We start from the raw sequence: 19,076 nt of genomic DNA on the forward strand, positions 1-19,076 counted from the left end.
CTTCTATTCTCTTAATGATCTCTTTACCACCTCGTCAGCGGTAAATTAACGCAATAAATATTTAACAACTTAACCAGTTAAAGCTAAGTTATTTTTGCTTCATCGCGTCGGGATGAGTGCATTATAGGAGATTTTTTTTAGTGTGCAAGTCTTTTTAAACCCTTGTTTTATCAAGTGTTCTTTTTTTACACACAAACATGTTCAACAAAGCAGCACAATTCTCGTAAGCATATAAAATTAAAGCAGAAATATTCTATACATATTTCTGCTTTGTTTTTTACTTACTGTTCTTTATCTGTACGCTGATAATTTTAATGGGTTGTTTCGGTACATTTTGATGCATCCCATAGTTTGCCGTTGGTACATTTACAATCTTATCGACAATATCCATGCCTTTAGTTACTTTACCAAATACGGCGTAACCTGCATCCATCGGTGACTTATTTAAGAAGTTATTATCTGCGACATTAATAAAGAATTGGCTGCTTGCAGAGTTCGGGTTACTGGTACGTGCCATGGCTAAAGTACCGCGGGTGTTCTTCAAACCGTTCCCAGACTCATTCACGATTGGTGCTTTAGTTGTCTTCTCAATCATATTGGCATCTAAACCACCGCCCTGCACCATAAAGCCAGGAATCACACGATGGAAGATCGTGCCTGTATAGAAGTTGCTTTTTACATAGCTTTCAAAGTTTTTTGCCGACACAGGTGCTTTATCATCAAAAAGTTCAATTTCGATGTTGCCCATACTGGTTTTCATATCAACCATGGTATTTGCAAATAAATGGCTGCTTGCCAAAATTAAACCTGTTGTCATGAACAACTTTTTCATCATTGCTTTTCTCGGCTTGATCATTAATTTGTTGTGAACGCTCATCTTAGTTTTGCTGATTCTATTTTGCTATTTCTATTTGTTATCTTTAAAACAAAAAACCGATGTTTCACGTGAAACATCGGCTCGGACTTTATTAACAATGTTTGTCCCAAAATTTTCTAAAGTTTTTGGCAACTTCAATGGTATTGCGTTTTGCCTTGCTTGAGACTGGCGTGAGGTTAATAAAGCCATGGGTTTGATCAGGGTAATCCACGTATTGTACTTTTACCCCGTTTTGTCTGAGCTTATGACTATAGATTGCACCTTCATCATGCAATAGATCATGCCCTGCTGTAATCACATAAGCAGGCGCCAACTTTCTAAGACTGCCATAGGTTGGTGAGATCAACGGATCATCTAATGCAACATCATGCTGTGTTGCATAATAGTCAGTCACATAATCCACATCTTTACTGGTCAGCACCAAGCCCTCTCCATAGGCATAGAACGAAGGATGGCGGCTTTTGAAGTCAACCACGGGATAAATCAATAATTGTGCTTGTGGTGCATAGGCTTTACCAACAGAGTGCTGTGCAACCACAGTACTAATATTGCCCCCTGCACTATCACCTGCAACCGCAATACGATTCTTATAGATTTTCAATTGACGGCGATTTTGATATACCCACGCCAGTGCATCTTCACATGATTTGATCAGCAGTTGTGGTGATGCTTCTGGTGCAAGTGGATAATCAATACTTAAGACCTGTACTTTTGCATATTTGGCAATCAGACGGCAGGCTTCATCATGGGTATCCAAACCGCCCACCACAAAACCACCACCATGATAGAACACAATGATCGGCAATTTCTTATTCGGTGCAGGATGATAATGTCTGGCAAAGACCGTACCACTTTGTAAAGGGAGACGAATATCCTCAACAGATTCAATCGATGTTGGTTTATTAATAATTGCCAACATTTGCGCATCAAACTGACGGCGAGACTCAATTGGATCATCACCAATAAAGCCAATGCGCCCTTGCTTAATTTGGACGGCCATCAAACATTTAGTAAAAGAATCTAAATCTGGATATTGGTGTGGATAAGCGAGAAGCTTAGCGAGAGACTCTTGAACAATTTTAGGGAGCTTATCTAGCGCTCGTGCAGCAGGGCCTTGCCCTTTGTCTAAAATTGTTTGAATTTTTTGAGGTAATGCTGTCACTTCTGTCCCCTTCTTCGCTCTGTCCATAATTCTTGTTGTCTTCGACTATATGCTTTTCTAAAGTCTTAGATCAAGTTCAAGATTTGAAAAATATGTCGTACGCTAAAGGGCCACTATCAAAAAGTCATTATCCATAGTGCTTATTCACAGCTATTTTTTATGTCAATTAAATGCTGTTTTAACATGAGATTGTTAAAACGATAAAACTAGAACGAATGAATTCGTTCTAGTTTATAGCACTCTAAAAGTGTCAGTTTTATGAATTAAGTTAACTTCGCGCAATGTATAGCAGTACATTAGTAAGATTGCATGCGGCATCGTGTGTTTAATCTCATGCGAAGCTAACTTCATACTAAAAAATTATTGAGCGGTCGTACCTGCTGAACCAGAAACTGAGCCAGATACATCAGCAGAAGCACCACCAGATTGAACATCAACTGATGAACCACCTTGTACGCCAACACCACCTTGTACGCCTGCTGGGCTTGCACCTGTTGTTTGAGCTGAGCCAGACGCGTCTAAACCACCTTGAGTTGAGCAACCTACAGCTGTTAATGCAACACCGGCTACAACCGCAGAAATCAATGCTAACTTTTTCATTTCGTATTTCCTTTCATTATGACAAAAAGCAAAGTTGTCTTTGCGATGCCTATGATTCACAATTTTTTTCTCGGTCGTGATGCGGATTAGTTGCAGTTTGTTATGTAAGCCGCTCTATTTTGCAATTTTTCTTAAATCAACTCTTTTCATATTTCACATATTAAAAAAACATTCAAAATCGCTAAAGCATTAGAGTTAAAGTAATTTCACGGGTTTTATTTTTATTTTTTTAGTGAAAAAGCGATTATCTTATTTTTTTATAATTCATAGAAACACCGTACAATCTGCTTAAAAGATTACAATTGCGTAATTTTGATTAAAAATAAATGTAGCAGCCATAAAAAAACCGTGACTCCTGATCACGGTTTTTCCATTTATTTAGCTTGGTTTAAGGCCATTGCATCTCGCCTTTCACCACTTTGGCGCCCAACTCTAAACTGCTTGACTCGCCTAAAGTTGGATACTGTTTTTGCATAATTCCAATTAATTCAGCTGAATTTTTGCTGGCTTTTACCGCTTTTTCATACTGCTTTAAATAGTCAATTGAGAAATTCACCGCATCAAGACCTTCCGCTGCGCCTACTTTCATATGTGCAGGCACCACCACTTGTGGATTTAAGGCTTTGATACTCTCTAAAGTCTGTACCACTTCTGCACGATCTTTGGCTGTTGGAGTATCCGCAGTCCACAGATGAATACCCGATGATACTGGAATACCACCGACAACTGCTTTGGCACTCGGAATCCATAAATAAGTCAGTTCTTTCTTACCTTTGATTTCGATATTTTCATTTTCTAATTTTAAGGTTTTAGCCGTATACGCTTGCGGAACAATAATTTTGCTCGGTGCATTGGCACCCATTTTTGGTCCCCAGTACTGTACTTTCAGTGCTTGCGTATCCTGAATATGCTTCACCGTTTCAGGGGTCGCAATCACCTGCATGTTCGGGAAGTATTGCTTAAACACATCTAAACCAAAATAGAAGTCTGGATCGCCATAGCTGACAAAAATGGTTTTTAAGGTTTTACCGCTATCTAAAATATCAGCGGCAATACGCAATGCTTCCGATTTAGAAAATTGCGCATTCACCAATAACACTTCTTTATCACCTTCAATCAAGGTTGAAGTCACACCAAAGTGTTCAGGTTGAGCCAAAAAGTTCTGGATTTTTAAGTCTTGTGCAAAAGCAGCAGATGTTGCTGCCAAAGTTGATAAAGCAATAATATAAGGTTTGGTATTCATCTTATCGTCTCCAATCTGATAAGAGACACTTTAAATTGCAATTATTGCTGAATAAACACTCTAAACTAAGATAAAATGTTGCATATCTTGCAACAATGATAATAACGATGGACACATTAAAAGCCATTCAAGTCTTTGTTTGTATTGCACATCAAGGCAATCTCAGCAAAGCTGCTGAACATCTCGATTATTCTAAAGCGATGGTCTCCCGTTACTTAGACCATCTCGAACAAACTTTTTCAACGCGTCTGTTTCAACGCAATACGCGTAAAGTTTCACTCACCCCTGCTGGTGAGAAAGCGCTGGTCTATTGCGAGAATATTTTACAACAGCAACAACTATTAGAAGGCTTAGCCGCGCCAGAACAGCACAGTGGCACCATCCGCTTTACCTGTGGCTTATTTTTATTTCAACTTGGTGTGAATGAATGTATTAAGCAATTTAAAAAACGCTATCCACAGATTCATTTTGATGTGTATCTCACAGAGAATACTGTTGACTTAATGGATGCTCATGTTGATCTTGCTTTGAGGATTACCCAGAAAGTTGCAGATGGACTAATTGCCCGCCCAGTCTGTCAAATTGAATCCACCTTTTGCGCACACCCACATTACTTACAAGACCACACTCCCCTGTTACATCCCAGTCAACTCATTCAACATGAATGCATCGCCCATCACACACATAACCAATACTGGACCTTATTTGATACAGATCAGCAACCCCAGAACTATCCATTAAATGTTACGTTTAAAAGCAATGATGTGATTGCACTTTATCAAATGTGCCTTAAAGCCCAAGGGATTGCGATGCTGCCAACGTTGCTGGTACGTAAAGATATTGCTCAACAACGTTTGCAACAGGTGTTTACCGATTTTTCGGCACCTGATCTCACCTTATCTTTGGTTTATGCATCCAGACAACATTTACCGAAAATCACCCAAGAATTTATTGCTTTTGTGATTGAAAACTTAAATTTTTACTTAAATCAGCAAAATTAAAAGATTTAAATCGACCTGAACGCTTGAATTTTGTCGCGTTGCCCATACTTCATCCCTATCTATGAATGACCAAGATGTGGCAGTTCGGGTTTAACCCTATGAGCATTCACGCCAGAAGGACTGTACATGTTTAAGAACTTTTTTCAACGGAGATCATCAATGGCTAATGAGCACAATGAGCAAGCTCAAGACATTCAAAATGAGCAACAAACTGAACAAACTCAAGCTGAAGGTGTAGAGCAAGCAAACGAGCTTAGCGTTGAAGATTTACAAGCTCAAATCACCAAACTCGAAGAAAGCTTAAAACTCGAAAAAGCACGTACAGCCAATGCTGTTTATGAAGCACAAAAGAGTGTTGAACGTATTCAACGTGAGTCTGAAAAGCATAAAGAGACTGTGCTGGAAAAATTTGCGAAAGAATTATTGGATTCTGTCGATAACCTAGAACGTGCAATTCAGGCTGCGGGTGAAGAAGAAACACCTGTACTTGAAGGGATTAAGCTGACTTTGAAATCACTACTCACCACGCTTGAGAAGTTTGGCGTAGTCGAAGCAGATACCCAAAATGGTTTCAATGCGGATTTACACCAAGCCGTAGGTATCGACCCGAATGCCAAAGCCAATCAAATTGGTACTGTTTTACAGAAAGGCTATACCTTAAATGGTCGTTTACTTCGCCCAGCGATGGTGATGGTAGGTCAATAATCTACGTGAGCAAAGCGTTTATTTGCTCAAAAGGGTACGAATCTGAGAGTTTTTTGATTTTTTTTCATAAAAATGCTTGAAAAATACCAATTGACTCTCATATCGAATAACAAGCAAAACATTGCAACAAAATTTTAGAGGAACACAAACAATGGCAAAAATTATTGGTATTGACTTAGGTACTACCAACTCATGTGTTGCTGTACTTGAAGGCGATAAAGTAAAAGTAATTGAAAACGCTGAAGGCGCGCGTACAACTCCATCGATCATTGCATATAAAGATGGCGAGATCCTTGTTGGTCAAAGTGCGAAACGTCAAGCGGTAACTAACCCGAAAAATACATTATTCGCAATCAAGCGTTTAATCGGTCGTCGCTACGAAGATCAAGCGGTACAAAAAGACATCGGTCTTGTGCCTTACAAAATCATCAAAGCAGACAATGGCGATGCTTGGGTTGAAGTAAACGATAAAAAATTAGCACCTCAACAGATCTCTGCTGAAATCTTGAAAAAGATGAAAAAAACTGCAGAAGACTATTTAGGTGAAACCGTAACTGAAGCAGTGATTACTGTTCCTGCTTACTTTAACGATGCGCAACGTCAAGCAACTAAAGATGCGGGTAAAATTGCAGGTCTTGATGTTAAACGTATCATTAACGAACCAACTGCTGCGGCACTTGCGTTCGGTATGGACAAAAAAGAAGGCGACCGTAAAGTTGCGGTGTATGACTTAGGTGGTGGTACATTCGACGTATCAATCATTGAAATCGCTGACCTTGATGGCGACCAACAAATCGAAGTGTTATCAACAAATGGTGATACTTTCCTTGGTGGTGAAGACTTTGATAATGCATTAATTGAATTCTTGGTTGAAGAGTTCAAGAAAGAACAAAGTGTGAACTTGAAAAATGATCCACTTGCGTTACAACGTTTGAAAGAAGCTGCTGAAAAAGCAAAAATCGAGCTTTCTTCTTCGAATGCAACTGAAATCAACCTTCCATACATCACTGCTGATGCGACTGGTCCTAAACACTTAGTGATCAACGTAACACGTGCAAAACTTGAAGGTTTGGTTGCTGACTTAGTTGCTCGTACGATTGAGCCTTGCCGTATTGCACTTAAAGATGCGGGTCTTTCGACGTCTGACATCTCTGACGTGATCTTGGTAGGCGGTCAGTCTCGTATGCCACTTGTACAACAAAAAGTACAAGAATTCTTCGGTAAAGAACCACGTAAAGACGTGAACCCGGACGAAGCGGTTGCGATTGGTGCTGCGATTCAAGGTGCGGTATTGTCTGGTGACAAAACTGACGTACTTTTATTAGACGTAACACCGTTAACACTTGGTATCGAAACCATGGGTGGCGTATTAACAGCGATTATTGAGAAAAACACGACGATTCCTGCGAAGAAATCTCAAGTATTCTCGACTGCTGCTGATAACCAACCTGCTGTAGACATTTCAGTGTTCCAAGGCGAACGTAAAATGGCTCAACAAAACAAATTGTTGGGTAACTTCCAATTAGGCGATATCCCACCTGCTCCACGTGGTGTACCGCAAATTGAAGTATCGTTCGACATCAATGCTGACGGTATCTTGAAAGTATCGGCTAAAGATAAGAGCACGGGTAAAGAGCAATCGATCCAGATTAAAGCAAACTCAGGTTTGTCTGATGCTGAAATCGAAGCAATGATTAAAGATGCTGAAGCGAATGCTGAAGAAGATCGTAAGTTTGAAGAGTTAGCAAAAGCACGTAACGAAGCAGATGCGCTTGTTTCTAGCTCGACGAAAGCAGTTAAAGATCTTGGTGATAAAGTCACTGAAGATGAAAAAACTGCGATCACAACTGCGGTTTCTGAGCTTGAAGCAGCAACGAAAGAAAATGATGTTGAAGACATCAAAGCGAAAACTGAAGCTTTACAAAACATCTTGATGCCAATCACTCAACGTGCTTATGAACAAGCACAAGGTGCTGGCGGCGCAGAAGGTTTTGATCCAAATGCATTCCAAGGTGGTGATGCGGGTCAACAACAAAAAGCGGACGATGGCGTTGTAGATGCTGAGTTCACAGAAGTTAAAGATGACAAAAAATAATTTGTCTCTTTAGAAAAGACCGCGCGAAAGCGCGGTTTTTTTTGCATTAAATTTTTATAATCAATACTTAAACTCAAATTAGTTTTCACTATTATAGAGGCGGCATGGAGACCCCCCTGTTGGACTGCGAACAATGAATTAAAACCAATGTATAGAAAGTGGCTATTTAGATTGCTCAAAATACAGCTCACCCAAAATCGGCATAAACAAAGGTATTACACCACAGGCTTTTATTTCTTCAATAAACTCAGGAATATTCACTCCTGGCAACAACTGAGGAACGTCATCAATCGGCGTCACCATGCTATCCCAGTGACATGGAATAATGTATTTCGGTTTCAGTAGTCGCACCACATCTTTGACATAGTTTGGACGATATTTACGCCCAATCGCACACAGACACACGATATCAGCTTGTTTGCCCTGCAACTCTTGCTCGATAAAATCGGCGGAATCAATGTGAACAACGCGCAGCTGGCCTGTATCAATCCACCAGTTCAACACCAAACCATGTCGTAACTGATGAAATTTTGGTGGATACGGTGGTGGTACGGTCATATCTCCTGGCAATGGAACACGACCAAACAAGGCTTTGCCATGGATTGAAGGCAAGCCAATCACTTGCCAAGAACCGCAGTGAATCACCTCCCTGCCCTGTGTGGCTTGCATCTGTTGCTCAGGCAAGCCTGCAGAACGTCCATACATCACACTGGCTTGTGAACCAATCAAGCGAGCGCCTGTTTGTTTACACACTTCTGCAGCATCCAGAATATGGTCATAATGTGCATGGCCAATCAGTACCTCATCTGCATCAGGGATATAGTGTTTGACCAATGCTGGATCGCTAGATAAAGGTTGAGTAAAGGTCTGCCAAAGACTTGGACGGCTAATAAAAGGATCAAGCACTAAGGTTCGATTATTATCAGACAGAATAAACCCTGCAGTCCCCAAATATTTAATTTTTAGATTTTCTGCCTTTGCTGGTGCGGGCGAAACCACCGCCCATGCAGCCTCAGGCGCTTTGAGTAGATATTTCAGCATGCATATTCCTTTGCATTTTATTCTAATTGTCAGAATGAATTGTCTTACCCACCATATAACCCGTGTATGAGTTAACCCCACATAAAATACTAAACCTAAACCTTAAGCAAATCGAGTTTAATACAATAATATTGGCTTGATACACATGAAATTATTTTCGGTATAATCCCAAGTATTAAAAAAATGATACTTAGATTAAAGATGAAAATAGATCCTGTCATTAGCAAAACTAGATTTAGATTAATGCTTATATTTTCACTGCTTAGTTTTCTCATAAGCTCAATATTTGATGCTTACAATGAAACATCCATTGCAATAAGCGAACTCGTATCAAGAGATCCTCAGAACTGGGAACTTGTCATCTCAGGCATACTTATGCTTGGTTTTGTTATTGTATTCATCGGCTTACTTTTATTTAAACAATGGGCAAGAAAGCTTTACGTCTATAGTTTTTTCCCACTGTTACTTATTTATCTTTTACCAAGCTATGCTTCGACATTCATATCTGGTTTTGGCGCCATTTTTTATGAGCTAGGTAATATCTTCACCACCCTCATATGGGGATTCTTAGTGGTGCCAAGCCTATATCAACCTCTATTTTCCAAAAATAACGAATGAAATTCTTCCTCCTTCTTGTATTGGTACTCTTTTTACTTTGGTCAGGCTATCAAACCCGCCAACACCCTCAGCTTAAATTTAACTCGCTGACAGACCGTATCGCCAGTCCACTGGATACACGCCTACGCTATCGTATTGCCGAAGTTGACCCTCGTTTTAAACTCAGTATCGAGCAAGTCAAAACCATTAGCAAACAAGCGACACAAATCTGGAAAGATGGCACTGGGCAAGATTATTTTGTTTACGATCCTCATGCGCAGCTCGCGATTCACCTGATTTATGATGAGCGTCAAATGGAAAGCGAACAACGCAGAGAACACCTCAACCAACTTGAATCCAATCAACAACACTGGGTAGAAAAAAAGCGGCAGCTTGATCAGATTGAACAGGAAATCCTGAGCAGTAAACATCTTCTCGACTTAAAACAGCAACAACTGAATCAGCAAATACAGCACTATAATCAAGAACAACAAAATGCACGACAGCATCCCAGTTCTTTTGCCAACCCAGAATATTTTCAGCAACGGCAGCGGGATTTAGAGCAGAATGTGCAAACATTACAACAAGAAATTGCTCAATATAATCAGAGAATCATGCAGTTAAATCAGCAGGTTGATGAACTCAATGCTTTAGACCAGCAGCTCAATGCCTCCGTCAGTCAATATAAGCAACGCTTTAAACCCCATTTATTTCATAAGGGCTTATTTAATGGCAAACAAATATTAATTTACGAATTTGAATCAACAGATGACTTACGTTTAACCATCGCACATGAGTTTGGCCATGCATTGGGGCTACAACATGCTGATGATCCACAAGCACTCATGCATCCTATTATGAAAGATCAAGATACCGCGCATTTCCGTTTGACCCAAGCAGACCTCTCTCTTTTATTAGCAAGATAGTCCCAACACATTGTTATGGTCTGATCTCTCGAAAAAACGACTCAAATTGGATGGACTATAAATGTCACAATCCAGCAATTTTTAACTATAAAGTAAAAAACTTTTCAACTTTGGATAAATTTTACAAAAGTTAACAATTGGCCATTTTTTCGCTCTCTGCTCAAGGATTTTTTGCCATTATCAATTTAATCCGTTGATATTTTTTAACTTACGATCAAAAAACACACATGTTCTTCATTTTTTTATTGTGCAAATCACTCGATTCAATTTTTTATTTATTAGAACAAAATCACATTTTTTAGTTTTATTTATTAAATACATAGCATTTTGACGCCCACAAAATAATGATGAAAAATAAGTTTTATTTGGGGGGATTTCAGCATGCGAGTTCATTATCTAGCATTCTTTATTGCTTGTTTGAGTGTGGGCCTACCTCAGTTCAGCAGTGCTCAAGCAAATATCAATCATACGGATGGACATCAGCACCAAGCCACAAAAAAAATAGTGCATTATCGTATTGCCGACATTGATCCACGTTTTAATTTAAGTCAACAACAAGTCCTCGAACTCACCCAGCAAGCAGCCAAGCTTTGGGAACAAGAAACAGGACAACAAAACTTTATTTATGATCCACAAGCTGAATTCAGCATTAATTTAATCTTTGATGAACGTCAACAACGTAGCACAGATCGTTTACAAGACCTAGATCAACTGAAGCAACAACAACAACAGTGGGAAAATCAAAATCTACAATTACAGCAAGTCAAAGAGGAAATTCAAAGAATGACTGCTTTAATCGCCAGCAAACAGGCACAACTCAACCTCCAATTCCAGCAATACAATACTGAGGTTTTGCGTTTCAACCAAACCCGTTCTACTTCTAAAGATTTAGCTCAACAATTTTCACAAAGGCAGAAGGCTTTAGAACAACAGTCTTTAATGTTGCAACGTGAAGTTCAAGAACATAATCAACGTACACAGCAGCTCAATCAACGCATTCAGAATCTAAATCAAACCAATCAACAACTGGTTGCATCGGCAAGCCAATTTAATCAGGTTTTTCAACCACATTTATTCCATAAAGGACACTTCAACGGTAAACAAATTCTGATCTATGAATTTTCTTCTACCAATGATCTGCGCTTGACCTTAGCACATGAATTTGGTCATGCACTCGGTTTAGAGCATACAAATGATCCACGCTCACTGATGTACCCTGTAATTCAAAAACAAAACTTCCAGCAATTTGCACTCACTGATTCTGATAAGGATTTGGTAAAAGCCATTTATTGATAGCAACAGCAGGTTTTTCTTTACAAGAATTAACATTGACTAGACTCTAAGTATAGTTTTTGTACAAATAAATAAATATTTTATGTGAAATAGAATGTATTTTTTTAAGATGTAAAAAATATTTTTGCAGCTTACTCTGATCATCTATTAAAGATTTAATGCATTAAAAATAAAAAATAAACAGTTGTTCTCGCATTGGTTTTAGATCATTTAATAAACAAATCTTGTTTTTTTTGCACGATTTTTTACCAATATGTCTACAAATGTATTTTTATTCATTTTCCAGAAATATCGTTAAAACTCATAAATTGAACGATCTTCTATCAATTTGACTACTGGTTTTTTTTGACTAAAATGTGACCTCTTTCAAGCTTTATCTCCTATTATGCGTCTTTTATCTCTCCTTATGGCTGCATGTTTTACCTTGCTAGCCCCAGTGTCGACTTTTGCTAAAATTAGCTCGACTGCTCCAGCACAGTCGCAAGTTCGCTATAACACAGAACAACCTTTACGCTATCGTATTGCTGAACTTGACCCGCGTTTGAACATCGATCAACAACAAATGATCGAATTAAGCCAACAGGCTGCTGCAATTTGGGAAAAGAACACGGGGCAAAAATATTTTGTGTATGATCCTGACGCAGATTTTGTGATTAATCTGGTTTTTGACCAACGTCAAATTCGTAGCATGAAACGTGCTGAAAGTTTGAGTCAACTTGAGCAAGAACAACAGAATTGGTTGAATAGAAATGAGAAATTGCAGAGAACCAATGCTGATTTAGCAGAAAGCAATGCTCAACTTGAACTACAAAAGAAAGCCTACGAAAATCAGGCCCAACAATATCAGCAAGGCTTAGCGCAATATAAGGCAGACAGCAGCAATAAAGCATTGTTCACTGCACTGCAAAAACAGCAACAACAGTTGCAGCAACAAGCCCAGAAATTGCAGGCAAAGATCACTGAATACAACCATAAAGTCCAGCAAACTCAGGAAAAGGCTGAAAAATCGAAACAAGTCCATCAACAGTTAAGTGCTTCTGTAAACGAGTTTAATGAGACTTTTAAGCCTGAAGTGCTACACAAAGGTCAATTTGATGGAAAACAGATTTTTATTTATGAATTTTCATCAACTGATGACTTACGTTTAACCTTAGCACACGAATTTGGTCATGCTTTGGGTCTAAAACATACCCGTGATCCAAGATCTTTGATGTATCCACGGATTAAAGATCAGGATGCAAAAGATTTTCAACTGACTGAGACTGATCTAAAGCTATTAGGTTTAGCGGATTAATCGAACATAATAGGTCGATATAAGATGATCTGCTAAGCAATAACAAGAATGGGTCGATTGTTTTGATTTATTCATGTTATTGTGATGATAAAACATCATCTTAGCCTTAATGGAGATCAGCATGAGTTATTATCATATCTTAATTGAAGTGAACGACCACATCAGTACGATTGAACAGACTCGTGATATCGAACTCTTGAATATTCAAGATATTAGCCCTTATCTCCATGCCATCTTAATTCCTTATTTCAATGAGCAAGAGTTAGAGCTTGAAGATGAAAATCTTGCTTATGATGAAGTGTTGCATCTTGAAATCAAACAAACGCTATTGCCTATCGAGCACTTGATTGAAGAAGAACAAAAACAATTACCAAGTGATACCGATGTCACTATCACCGCTTATGAAATCTTTAATGATCGTGATTTAAGCCAAGATGTCACAGCGGTAATTTTTGATATTTTAGAAGCCGTTAAATTAGATGCTGCCCCTTAATTAAAAAAGGTCTGCCCATGGGCAGACCTTTTTTAATTATCGAGTTCAAATTTATTTCATCATTTGCTTGGCCTGTTCCTGACGGAACGCACGTAAAATCTGCTGCCCTGCACGTCCAGTCTGGTTTAAACCGAGACGGCTCTGTTCTTGGCGAATGGCCTGACGGCTTTTATCGCCAATCAATCCATCGACTGCACCAATATCATAACCACGCTGCACTAAAAACTGTTGAATTTCACGACGTTCTGCACGCGATGTCCCTGCATCATCGGTTGGCCAAGCGGTTAAAAATGGCGTACCACCACGTAAACGATCGGATAAATGTGCAATGGCTAAACCATAGCTTTCAGCCGCGTTATAACTATAAATGGCATCGAAGTTTTTAAATACCAGGAATAATGGACCATTAGCACCCGCTGGTGAAATCAGTCCCGCTGGCGTACTACCCGATAAATTGCCTTGAATCAATGCAGTACCATCAGCACGGGTTACCCCTTGTGCAATCCAGCTATTTAGTGCTTTCTTATTACGACGACTTTCACCAGAGATCGACATCCCTTGTGGAATTTTGACTTCAAAACCCCATGGCATGCCAGTTTGCCACCCTGCCCGTTTTAAGAAGTTAGCGGTTGAAGCTAAGGCATCGGTGGTACTTGAAACCAAATCACGACGACCATCACCATCAAAATCTACGGCTAAGCGCTCATATGTTGATGGCATAAACTGAGTATGGCCAAATGCACCAGCCCATGAACCATAAAGTTGGTCTTGGGTTAAATCACCACGTTGTAAAATACGCATGGTGGCAAAAAACTCGCCACGGAAATAACTTTGACGGCGACCTTCACAGCTCAAAGTACCCAATGCCTGTAATAAAGGATATTTACCTGAAATATCGCCATAGTTACTTTCGACGCCCCATACGGCTACAACGGTTTCAGCAGGTACACCATAGGCCTGCTCAACTCGGTTCAAAACGGCACGATGTTGAGTAAGTTTTTGCTGCCCTGCTTGTACACGCTCGTTATCCACAAGGCCAGACAAATAATCCCAGATCGGTGTCGAAAATTCAGGCTGATAATTTAATTTATCAATCACGGAATAATCAGGCGTTAAATTTTGCGTATAGCGATCATAGGTGGCGGCTGATACACCCGATGCGATTGCCTGCGAACGCAAATTGGCAATACAGCCCTGAAAATTGGAATTTGGCGTATAATTACTACTGACAACAGTCGCTGTTGTGGCGGGTGTCGAAACTGTTGCACCGTTAATCACAAGCTCGGCATGCGCCTGATTGAAAAAAGTAAATAAGGCAGTGCCTAGAAAAAAAGAAAAATGACGTTTCATGACTGAACCAAAACTTTTGAATTTAAATTTCCTCTCCACCTTAACACGCTATATGAAGATGTATAGTTTGGAAACGTAACTTTGAATTCATTTGGCGAGTTTTAAATTTAAAACACTGCTTTTAAATTCATAATTCAGACTTTATTTTAAATTTAAAAGTTATCAACAAACCTAATTTAAATTCAAAAATACAATACTGGATAACTCGATCTTTTAAATTTAAAAAACTTATCCACCTTTAAATTCATTTCTTCGAGTTAAACGGTACGTGATTCAAACAGAACGCCAAGAAAACAATAAGCTTTTATTTCTTATATTATTATAGAAGCAATAGATATCCACATCTTATCATTTAAATTTAAAAACCTATTATCACCTTATTTTTAAATTTAAAACGGGATGTCTATTTTGAATTTAAAAACGCAAAACGACTTATCCACTTTCATTTAAATTCAAATAAACAACGCAATTTTAAATTCAAAATACCTGAAATAATTTATCCACAGCACCCTAATGTTTATTTTTTTAAATTTAAAAGTATTCTAGAATTAAAAAAGCGATCCAAAGATCGCCTTTTTTAGGAATTGTGGATAAGTTTAGATGCTCATATCATCGGTTAATGCCAATGGAACAGGTAATATTTTCGCCAATTGGCGGCATAAATCGGTTAAATCATCTGAATGATTTGGCATTAAAGTAATATGTCCCAACTTACGGCCAGTACGCTCAGACTTATTATAGAGGTGTAAATGTGCGCCATTCAGTGCCAAAACATCTTCTGAGTTGGGATGCTGACCAATAATATTGATCATCACACTTGGGCGAATGACTTCAGTTGCACCCAATGGTAAGCCTGCAACGGCACGGATATGGTTTTCAAATTGCGAGCAAATCGCACCTTCAATCGACCAGTGACCTGAGTTATGCACACGACACGCCATTTCATTAGCACATAAACCTTGTTCTGTGACAAATAGTTCAAGTGTGAGAACACCCACATAATCTAAGTGCTTCAGTAAACGGGTAATATAGTCTTGCGCAACAGGCTGTAAATCAGCGCTATTTGGTGCAGGTACGATTGAGTGTGACAAGATACCATTATGATGGTGATTCTCAGCCAAAGCCCAAGTTTTCACATCACCATTTTGCCCACGTACCGCAATAATCGATACTTCGCGGCTAAATTTGACAAAACTTTCTGCAACCAAGCTTTTTGCAGGACCTAATTCAGCCCAAGCGGTCTCAATTTGATCTTCAGTGCGTAAAACGAATTGACCTTTACCATCATAACCACCCGTTACGGTTTTCAATACGATGGGTAATCCAAGATCCGATACCGCTTGTTTTAAGCTCTCTAAGCTATCCACAGCACGATACGGCGCAACAGGAATGCTCAGCTCATCAAACAACCGTTTTTCAGCCAAACGATTTTGTGCAGTTGCCAAAGCAAGGCGAGGAGGGTGCAGGGTTTTGCTTTGTGTTAAAACATCCACATCTGCAACAGGCGTATTTTCGAACTCAAGACTAAATACATCCGCGCTTGCAATAAAATCCTGTAATCCCTGTACCGTTTGGCTCGAAAAAACTGGACCCAAAATCGCAGCAGGGCAATCTGTTTCTGCTTCAAAGAAGGTGCATTGAATATTAAGTGGTAACGCTGCTTGTGCCATCATCCGGCCTAGCTGCCCACCACCAAAAATGCCAATCGTTTTATTCATGTTCAGCCCCGTTACACTTGACCAGGGATATTATTATTCGACACTTTTTCGGTTTGTGCAGTACGGAAGTCAGCCACATTTTTAGCGATGTCTGGACGAGTTAAACCTAAAATCTGTGCCGCCAAAATTGCAGCATTCGTCGCACCTGCCTGACCAATTGCCAAAGTACCTACGGCGATACCTGCTGGCATTTGTACAATCGAAAGCAATGAATCAACGCCATTCAAAATCGATGATTTAACTGGTACACCCAATACAGGTAAATCAGTTTTAGCAGCACACATACCTGGTAAATGTGCAGCACCACCAGCACCTGCAATAATTACCTGAATACCACGTTCACGAGCTGTTTCAGCATATTCAAATAAACGATCTGGCGTACGATGCGCAGAAACCACTTCAGCTTCAAAAGGAACACCCAACTGTTTGAGCATGTTAGCGGTATGTTCAAGTGTTGCCCAATCTGATTGAGAACCCATGATAATTCCGACTAAAGGTTGGCTATCTGTTGCGACCGCATTCATTGGCTTTTCCAAAACATGATAAAAATAGACAAATATCTCGACTTACGCCAAGCACGAGGGAATAAATTGGCAAATATTATAGCGGTTTTTTCAGGCATCCCCAACAAAAGAACGCGTTAACTGACGCCTCGAAAAATTAGCTTTGATTTCTAAAAACAAAGTAGACACAGCCCATTAAACACAGCATCGCCCAGATGTAATCGAGTTTGAAGGGTTGTTTAAACACAAAAATCATAAAGGGCACAAACACCATTAAGGTCACCACTTCCTGGGTAATTTTCATTTCACCCAGACTCCAGCCATGCTGGTTGAACAACTTGGTGGCAGGAATCATAAAACTGTATTCCAGCAAGGCAATACACCAGCTAAATAAGATCGCCTGCCAAATGGGCGCATCATGCAGAATTTTCAGATGCCCATACCACGCCAAAGTCATAAAACAGTTGGAAATAATCAACAAACATAACGCTAAAAGAGTAGGGCTCAACATAATGTACTTTTATCCAGATAAAGGTTGAACAGCAGAGGTGAAATGCTTGTAAAAACGCTGAAATTTTAGCATTCATCTGTGCAATTAGAACTAAACAACAACAACGAATTTTGACTATCTTTTCCATGCAAGCCTTGCTATCGTTGCGTTTGATTTTTATTGATAACGACAATCATACACACGATATCAGTGCTGTATGAAAAGCAGTGGAGAAGGCGCGTTATGCATCTGCATATTTTGGGTATTTGTGGCACATTTATGGGGTCTTTGGCTCTATTAGCACGAGATTTAGGACATAAAGTCACAGGTTCAGATGCCAATGTTTATCCACCAATGTCGACTCAACTGGAAAATGCAGGTATTGAATTAATGCAGGGCTATGACCGTAGCCACTTGCAACCGCATCCTGATCTTGTGATTGTCGGCAATGCCATGAAACGTGGTATTGATGCGATTGAATACATGCTGAATGAAGGCCTTCCTTATATTTCTGGTCCACAGTTTTTGGCAGACCATGTGTTACAAGGCAAACATGTGCTTGGTGTCGCGGGTACACATGGTAAAACCACCACTACCACCATGCTGGCTTGGGTACTTGATCAAGCAGGCTTAAATCCTGGCTTTTTGATCGGTGGTGTACCGCTTGGTTTTAGTGAAAGCGCACGTTTAGGTGGTGGCAAATATTTCTGTGTAGAAGCAGATGAATATGATTCTGCGTTCTTCGATAAACGTTCTAAGTTTGTTCACTATCACCCTAAAACCGCGATTTTAAACAACCTTGAATTTGATCACGCCGACATTTTCGATGATCTTGCTGCGATTCAAAAACAGTTCCATCATTTAGTCCGTACCATTCCGAGTGAAGGTCGTATTATTGCGCCCATTACTGAAACCAATATTGATGAAGTCTTGCAGCAGGGTTGCTGGACACCAGTGATTCGTACCAGTCTAGAGCCAAATGATCAAGCAGCTTTATCTGCTGAGTTGATCAGTGCCGATGGCAGTCACTTTAAAGTGCTTGAACACGGCAAAGTGATTGGTGAAGTGAAATGGAACATGACAGGGCAACACAGTGTTGCCAATGCTTTAGCAACCATTGCGGCTGCACAACATGTGGGTGTCAGCCTTGAACAGGCGTGTGAAGCATTATCCAACTTTGGTGGTGTTAAACGCCGTATGGAGCTGTTAGGCACTGTGCGTGGCATCGAAGTCTATGATGACTTTGCCCACCACCCAACTGCGATTGAAACCACACTCGACGGCGCACGTAAACGTCTAGGCGAACGTAAGCTGTGGGCGATCATTGAACCACGTTCTAACACCATGCGTATGGGCAGCCACAAAGATGGTTTGGCACATTCAGCACGTTTAGCTGATGAAGTGATTTGGTATCAGCCAGAAGGCTTGGATTGGGATCTACAACCTGTGATCTCAGCATCATCAAACAAAGCTGAAGTCAGTCGCTCTTTAGATGACATCATTGCCCGTGTGGTTAATGAAGCAGGTGAGGGCGATGCTGTGGTGATCATGTCCAATGGTGGTTTTGGTGGTTTACACCAAAAGTTAATTACAGCTTTGTCGTAATCTAGCTCATAGCCTACTTTCATAATCTAATCTTGTTACAGTATTCACTATCGTGACAGGCGGCATGGATGCCGCCCGTTGGA

General features: G+C 39.8%; 18 protein-coding genes. 9 read left to right on the top strand and 9 right to left on the bottom strand.

From position 1 onward, the window contains the following. Positions 1-277: 277 nt before the first annotated feature. The 4 genes from B2727_RS08760 to B2727_RS08775 form a co-directional block, all read right to left on the bottom strand. A complete protein-coding gene (locus B2727_RS08760; RefSeq protein WP_005201825.1) occupies positions 278-835 on the bottom strand; it encodes a peptidylprolyl isomerase in 558 nt (185 codons plus the stop codon). 133 nt (positions 836-968) lie between these two features. Next, positions 969-2,039 carry an alpha/beta hydrolase gene (locus tag B2727_RS08765; protein WP_201772401.1) on the bottom strand — a complete coding sequence of 357 codons (1,071 nt, stop codon included), beginning with the start codon at positions 2,037-2,039 and terminating at the stop codon, positions 969-971. Between the two features lie 360 nt (positions 2,040-2,399). Next, on the bottom strand, positions 2,400-2,639 hold the full coding sequence (locus B2727_RS08770; protein WP_005201819.1) for a hypothetical protein: 240 nt from the start codon (positions 2,637-2,639) through the stop codon (positions 2,400-2,402). 388 nt (positions 2,640-3,027) lie between these two features. Beyond that, positions 3,028-3,882: an MBL fold metallo-hydrolase gene (locus B2727_RS08775; protein WP_033134258.1), complete on the bottom strand. Its 855-nt coding sequence runs from the start codon at positions 3,880-3,882 to the stop codon at positions 3,028-3,030. Between the two features lie 107 nt (positions 3,883-3,989). Between B2727_RS08775 and B2727_RS08780 the strand changes: the two genes are divergently transcribed. The 3 genes from B2727_RS08780 (at position 3,990) to dnaK (ending at position 7,683) form a co-directional block, all read left to right on the top strand. After that, entirely contained in the window at positions 3,990-4,883 is an 894-nt protein-coding gene (locus tag B2727_RS08780) for a LysR family transcriptional regulator (RefSeq protein WP_033134259.1), read from the top strand. A 159-nt stretch (positions 4,884-5,042) separates the two neighbouring features. Next, positions 5,043-5,588 (top strand): nucleotide exchange factor GrpE, encoded by a 546-nt coding sequence (gene grpE, locus B2727_RS08785; protein WP_004803267.1) that lies wholly within the window; start codon positions 5,043-5,045, stop codon positions 5,586-5,588. Positions 5,589-5,739: 151 nt separating this feature from the next. Next, positions 5,740-7,683 carry a molecular chaperone DnaK gene (gene dnaK, locus B2727_RS08790; protein WP_005201812.1) on the top strand — a complete coding sequence of 648 codons (1,944 nt, stop codon included), beginning with the start codon at positions 5,740-5,742 and terminating at the stop codon, positions 7,681-7,683. 162 nt (positions 7,684-7,845) lie between these two features. On the opposite strand, the gene B2727_RS08795 is transcribed toward dnaK, so the two are convergent. Then, entirely contained in the window at positions 7,846-8,724 is an 879-nt protein-coding gene (locus B2727_RS08795; protein WP_033134260.1) for an MBL fold metallo-hydrolase, read from the bottom strand. Positions 8,725-8,925: 201 nt separating this feature from the next. Between B2727_RS08795 and B2727_RS08800 the strand changes: the two genes are divergently transcribed. The 5 genes from B2727_RS08800 to B2727_RS08820 all read left to right on the top strand — a co-directional run bounded on the left by B2727_RS08800 (position 8,926) and on the right by B2727_RS08820 (position 13,327). After that, entirely contained in the window at positions 8,926-9,342 is a 417-nt protein-coding gene (locus B2727_RS08800; protein ID WP_033134261.1) for a hypothetical protein, read from the top strand. Beyond that, a complete protein-coding gene (locus B2727_RS08805) occupies positions 9,339-10,247 on the top strand; it encodes a matrixin family metalloprotease (protein ID WP_005201806.1) in 909 nt (302 codons plus the stop codon). The genes B2727_RS08800 and B2727_RS08805 overlap by 4 nt, the downstream gene beginning before the upstream one ends. Before the next feature lie 381 nt (positions 10,248-10,628). Continuing rightward, positions 10,629-11,540 carry a matrixin family metalloprotease gene (locus B2727_RS08810; RefSeq protein WP_033134262.1) on the top strand — a complete coding sequence of 304 codons (912 nt, stop codon included), beginning with the start codon at positions 10,629-10,631 and terminating at the stop codon, positions 11,538-11,540. A gap of 385 nt (positions 11,541-11,925) precedes the next feature. Next, the gene (locus B2727_RS08815) at positions 11,926-12,834 is read left to right on the top strand and encodes a matrixin family metalloprotease (protein ID WP_033134263.1); all 909 of its coding nucleotides are present in this window, start codon (positions 11,926-11,928) and stop codon (positions 12,832-12,834) included. A gap of 109 nt (positions 12,835-12,943) precedes the next feature. Beyond that, positions 12,944-13,327, top strand: coding sequence for a hypothetical protein (locus B2727_RS08820; RefSeq protein ID WP_162180594.1), 384 nt, complete (start codon positions 12,944-12,946; stop codon positions 13,325-13,327). Between the two features lie 51 nt (positions 13,328-13,378). Here the strand turns inward: B2727_RS08820 and B2727_RS08825 are convergent, their stop codons facing one another. The 4 genes from B2727_RS08825 to B2727_RS08840 all read right to left on the bottom strand — a co-directional run bounded on the left by B2727_RS08825 (position 13,379) and on the right by B2727_RS08840 (position 17,409). Continuing rightward, on the bottom strand, positions 13,379-14,677 hold the full coding sequence (locus tag B2727_RS08825) for a lytic murein transglycosylase (protein WP_033134264.1): 1,299 nt from the start codon (positions 14,675-14,677) through the stop codon (positions 13,379-13,381). A gap of 596 nt (positions 14,678-15,273) precedes the next feature. Next, the gene (locus tag B2727_RS08830) at positions 15,274-16,395 is read right to left on the bottom strand and encodes a 5-(carboxyamino)imidazole ribonucleotide synthase (protein WP_033134265.1); all 1,122 of its coding nucleotides are present in this window, start codon (positions 16,393-16,395) and stop codon (positions 15,274-15,276) included. 11 nt (positions 16,396-16,406) lie between these two features. Continuing rightward, positions 16,407-16,919, bottom strand: coding sequence for a 5-(carboxyamino)imidazole ribonucleotide mutase (gene purE, locus B2727_RS08835; RefSeq protein ID WP_033134266.1), 513 nt, complete (start codon positions 16,917-16,919; stop codon positions 16,407-16,409). Positions 16,920-17,055: 136 nt separating this feature from the next. Next, positions 17,056-17,409, bottom strand: a complete 354-nt coding sequence (locus B2727_RS08840; protein WP_033134267.1) for a DMT family protein — start codon at positions 17,407-17,409, stop codon at positions 17,056-17,058. Positions 17,410-17,631: 222 nt separating this feature from the next. Between B2727_RS08840 and mpl the strand changes: the two genes are divergently transcribed. After that, positions 17,632-18,993 (top strand): UDP-N-acetylmuramate:L-alanyl-gamma-D-glutamyl-meso-diaminopimelate ligase, encoded by a 1,362-nt coding sequence (mpl, locus tag B2727_RS08845; RefSeq protein WP_033134268.1) that lies wholly within the window; start codon positions 17,632-17,634, stop codon positions 18,991-18,993. The last annotated feature ends 83 nt before the right edge of the window (positions 18,994-19,076 follow it).

The sequence above is a fragment of the Acinetobacter sp. UBA991 genome (genome assembly GCF_002292065.1).
In the GTDB taxonomy this organism is placed as follows: domain Bacteria; phylum Pseudomonadota; class Gammaproteobacteria; order Pseudomonadales; family Moraxellaceae; genus Acinetobacter; species Acinetobacter higginsii.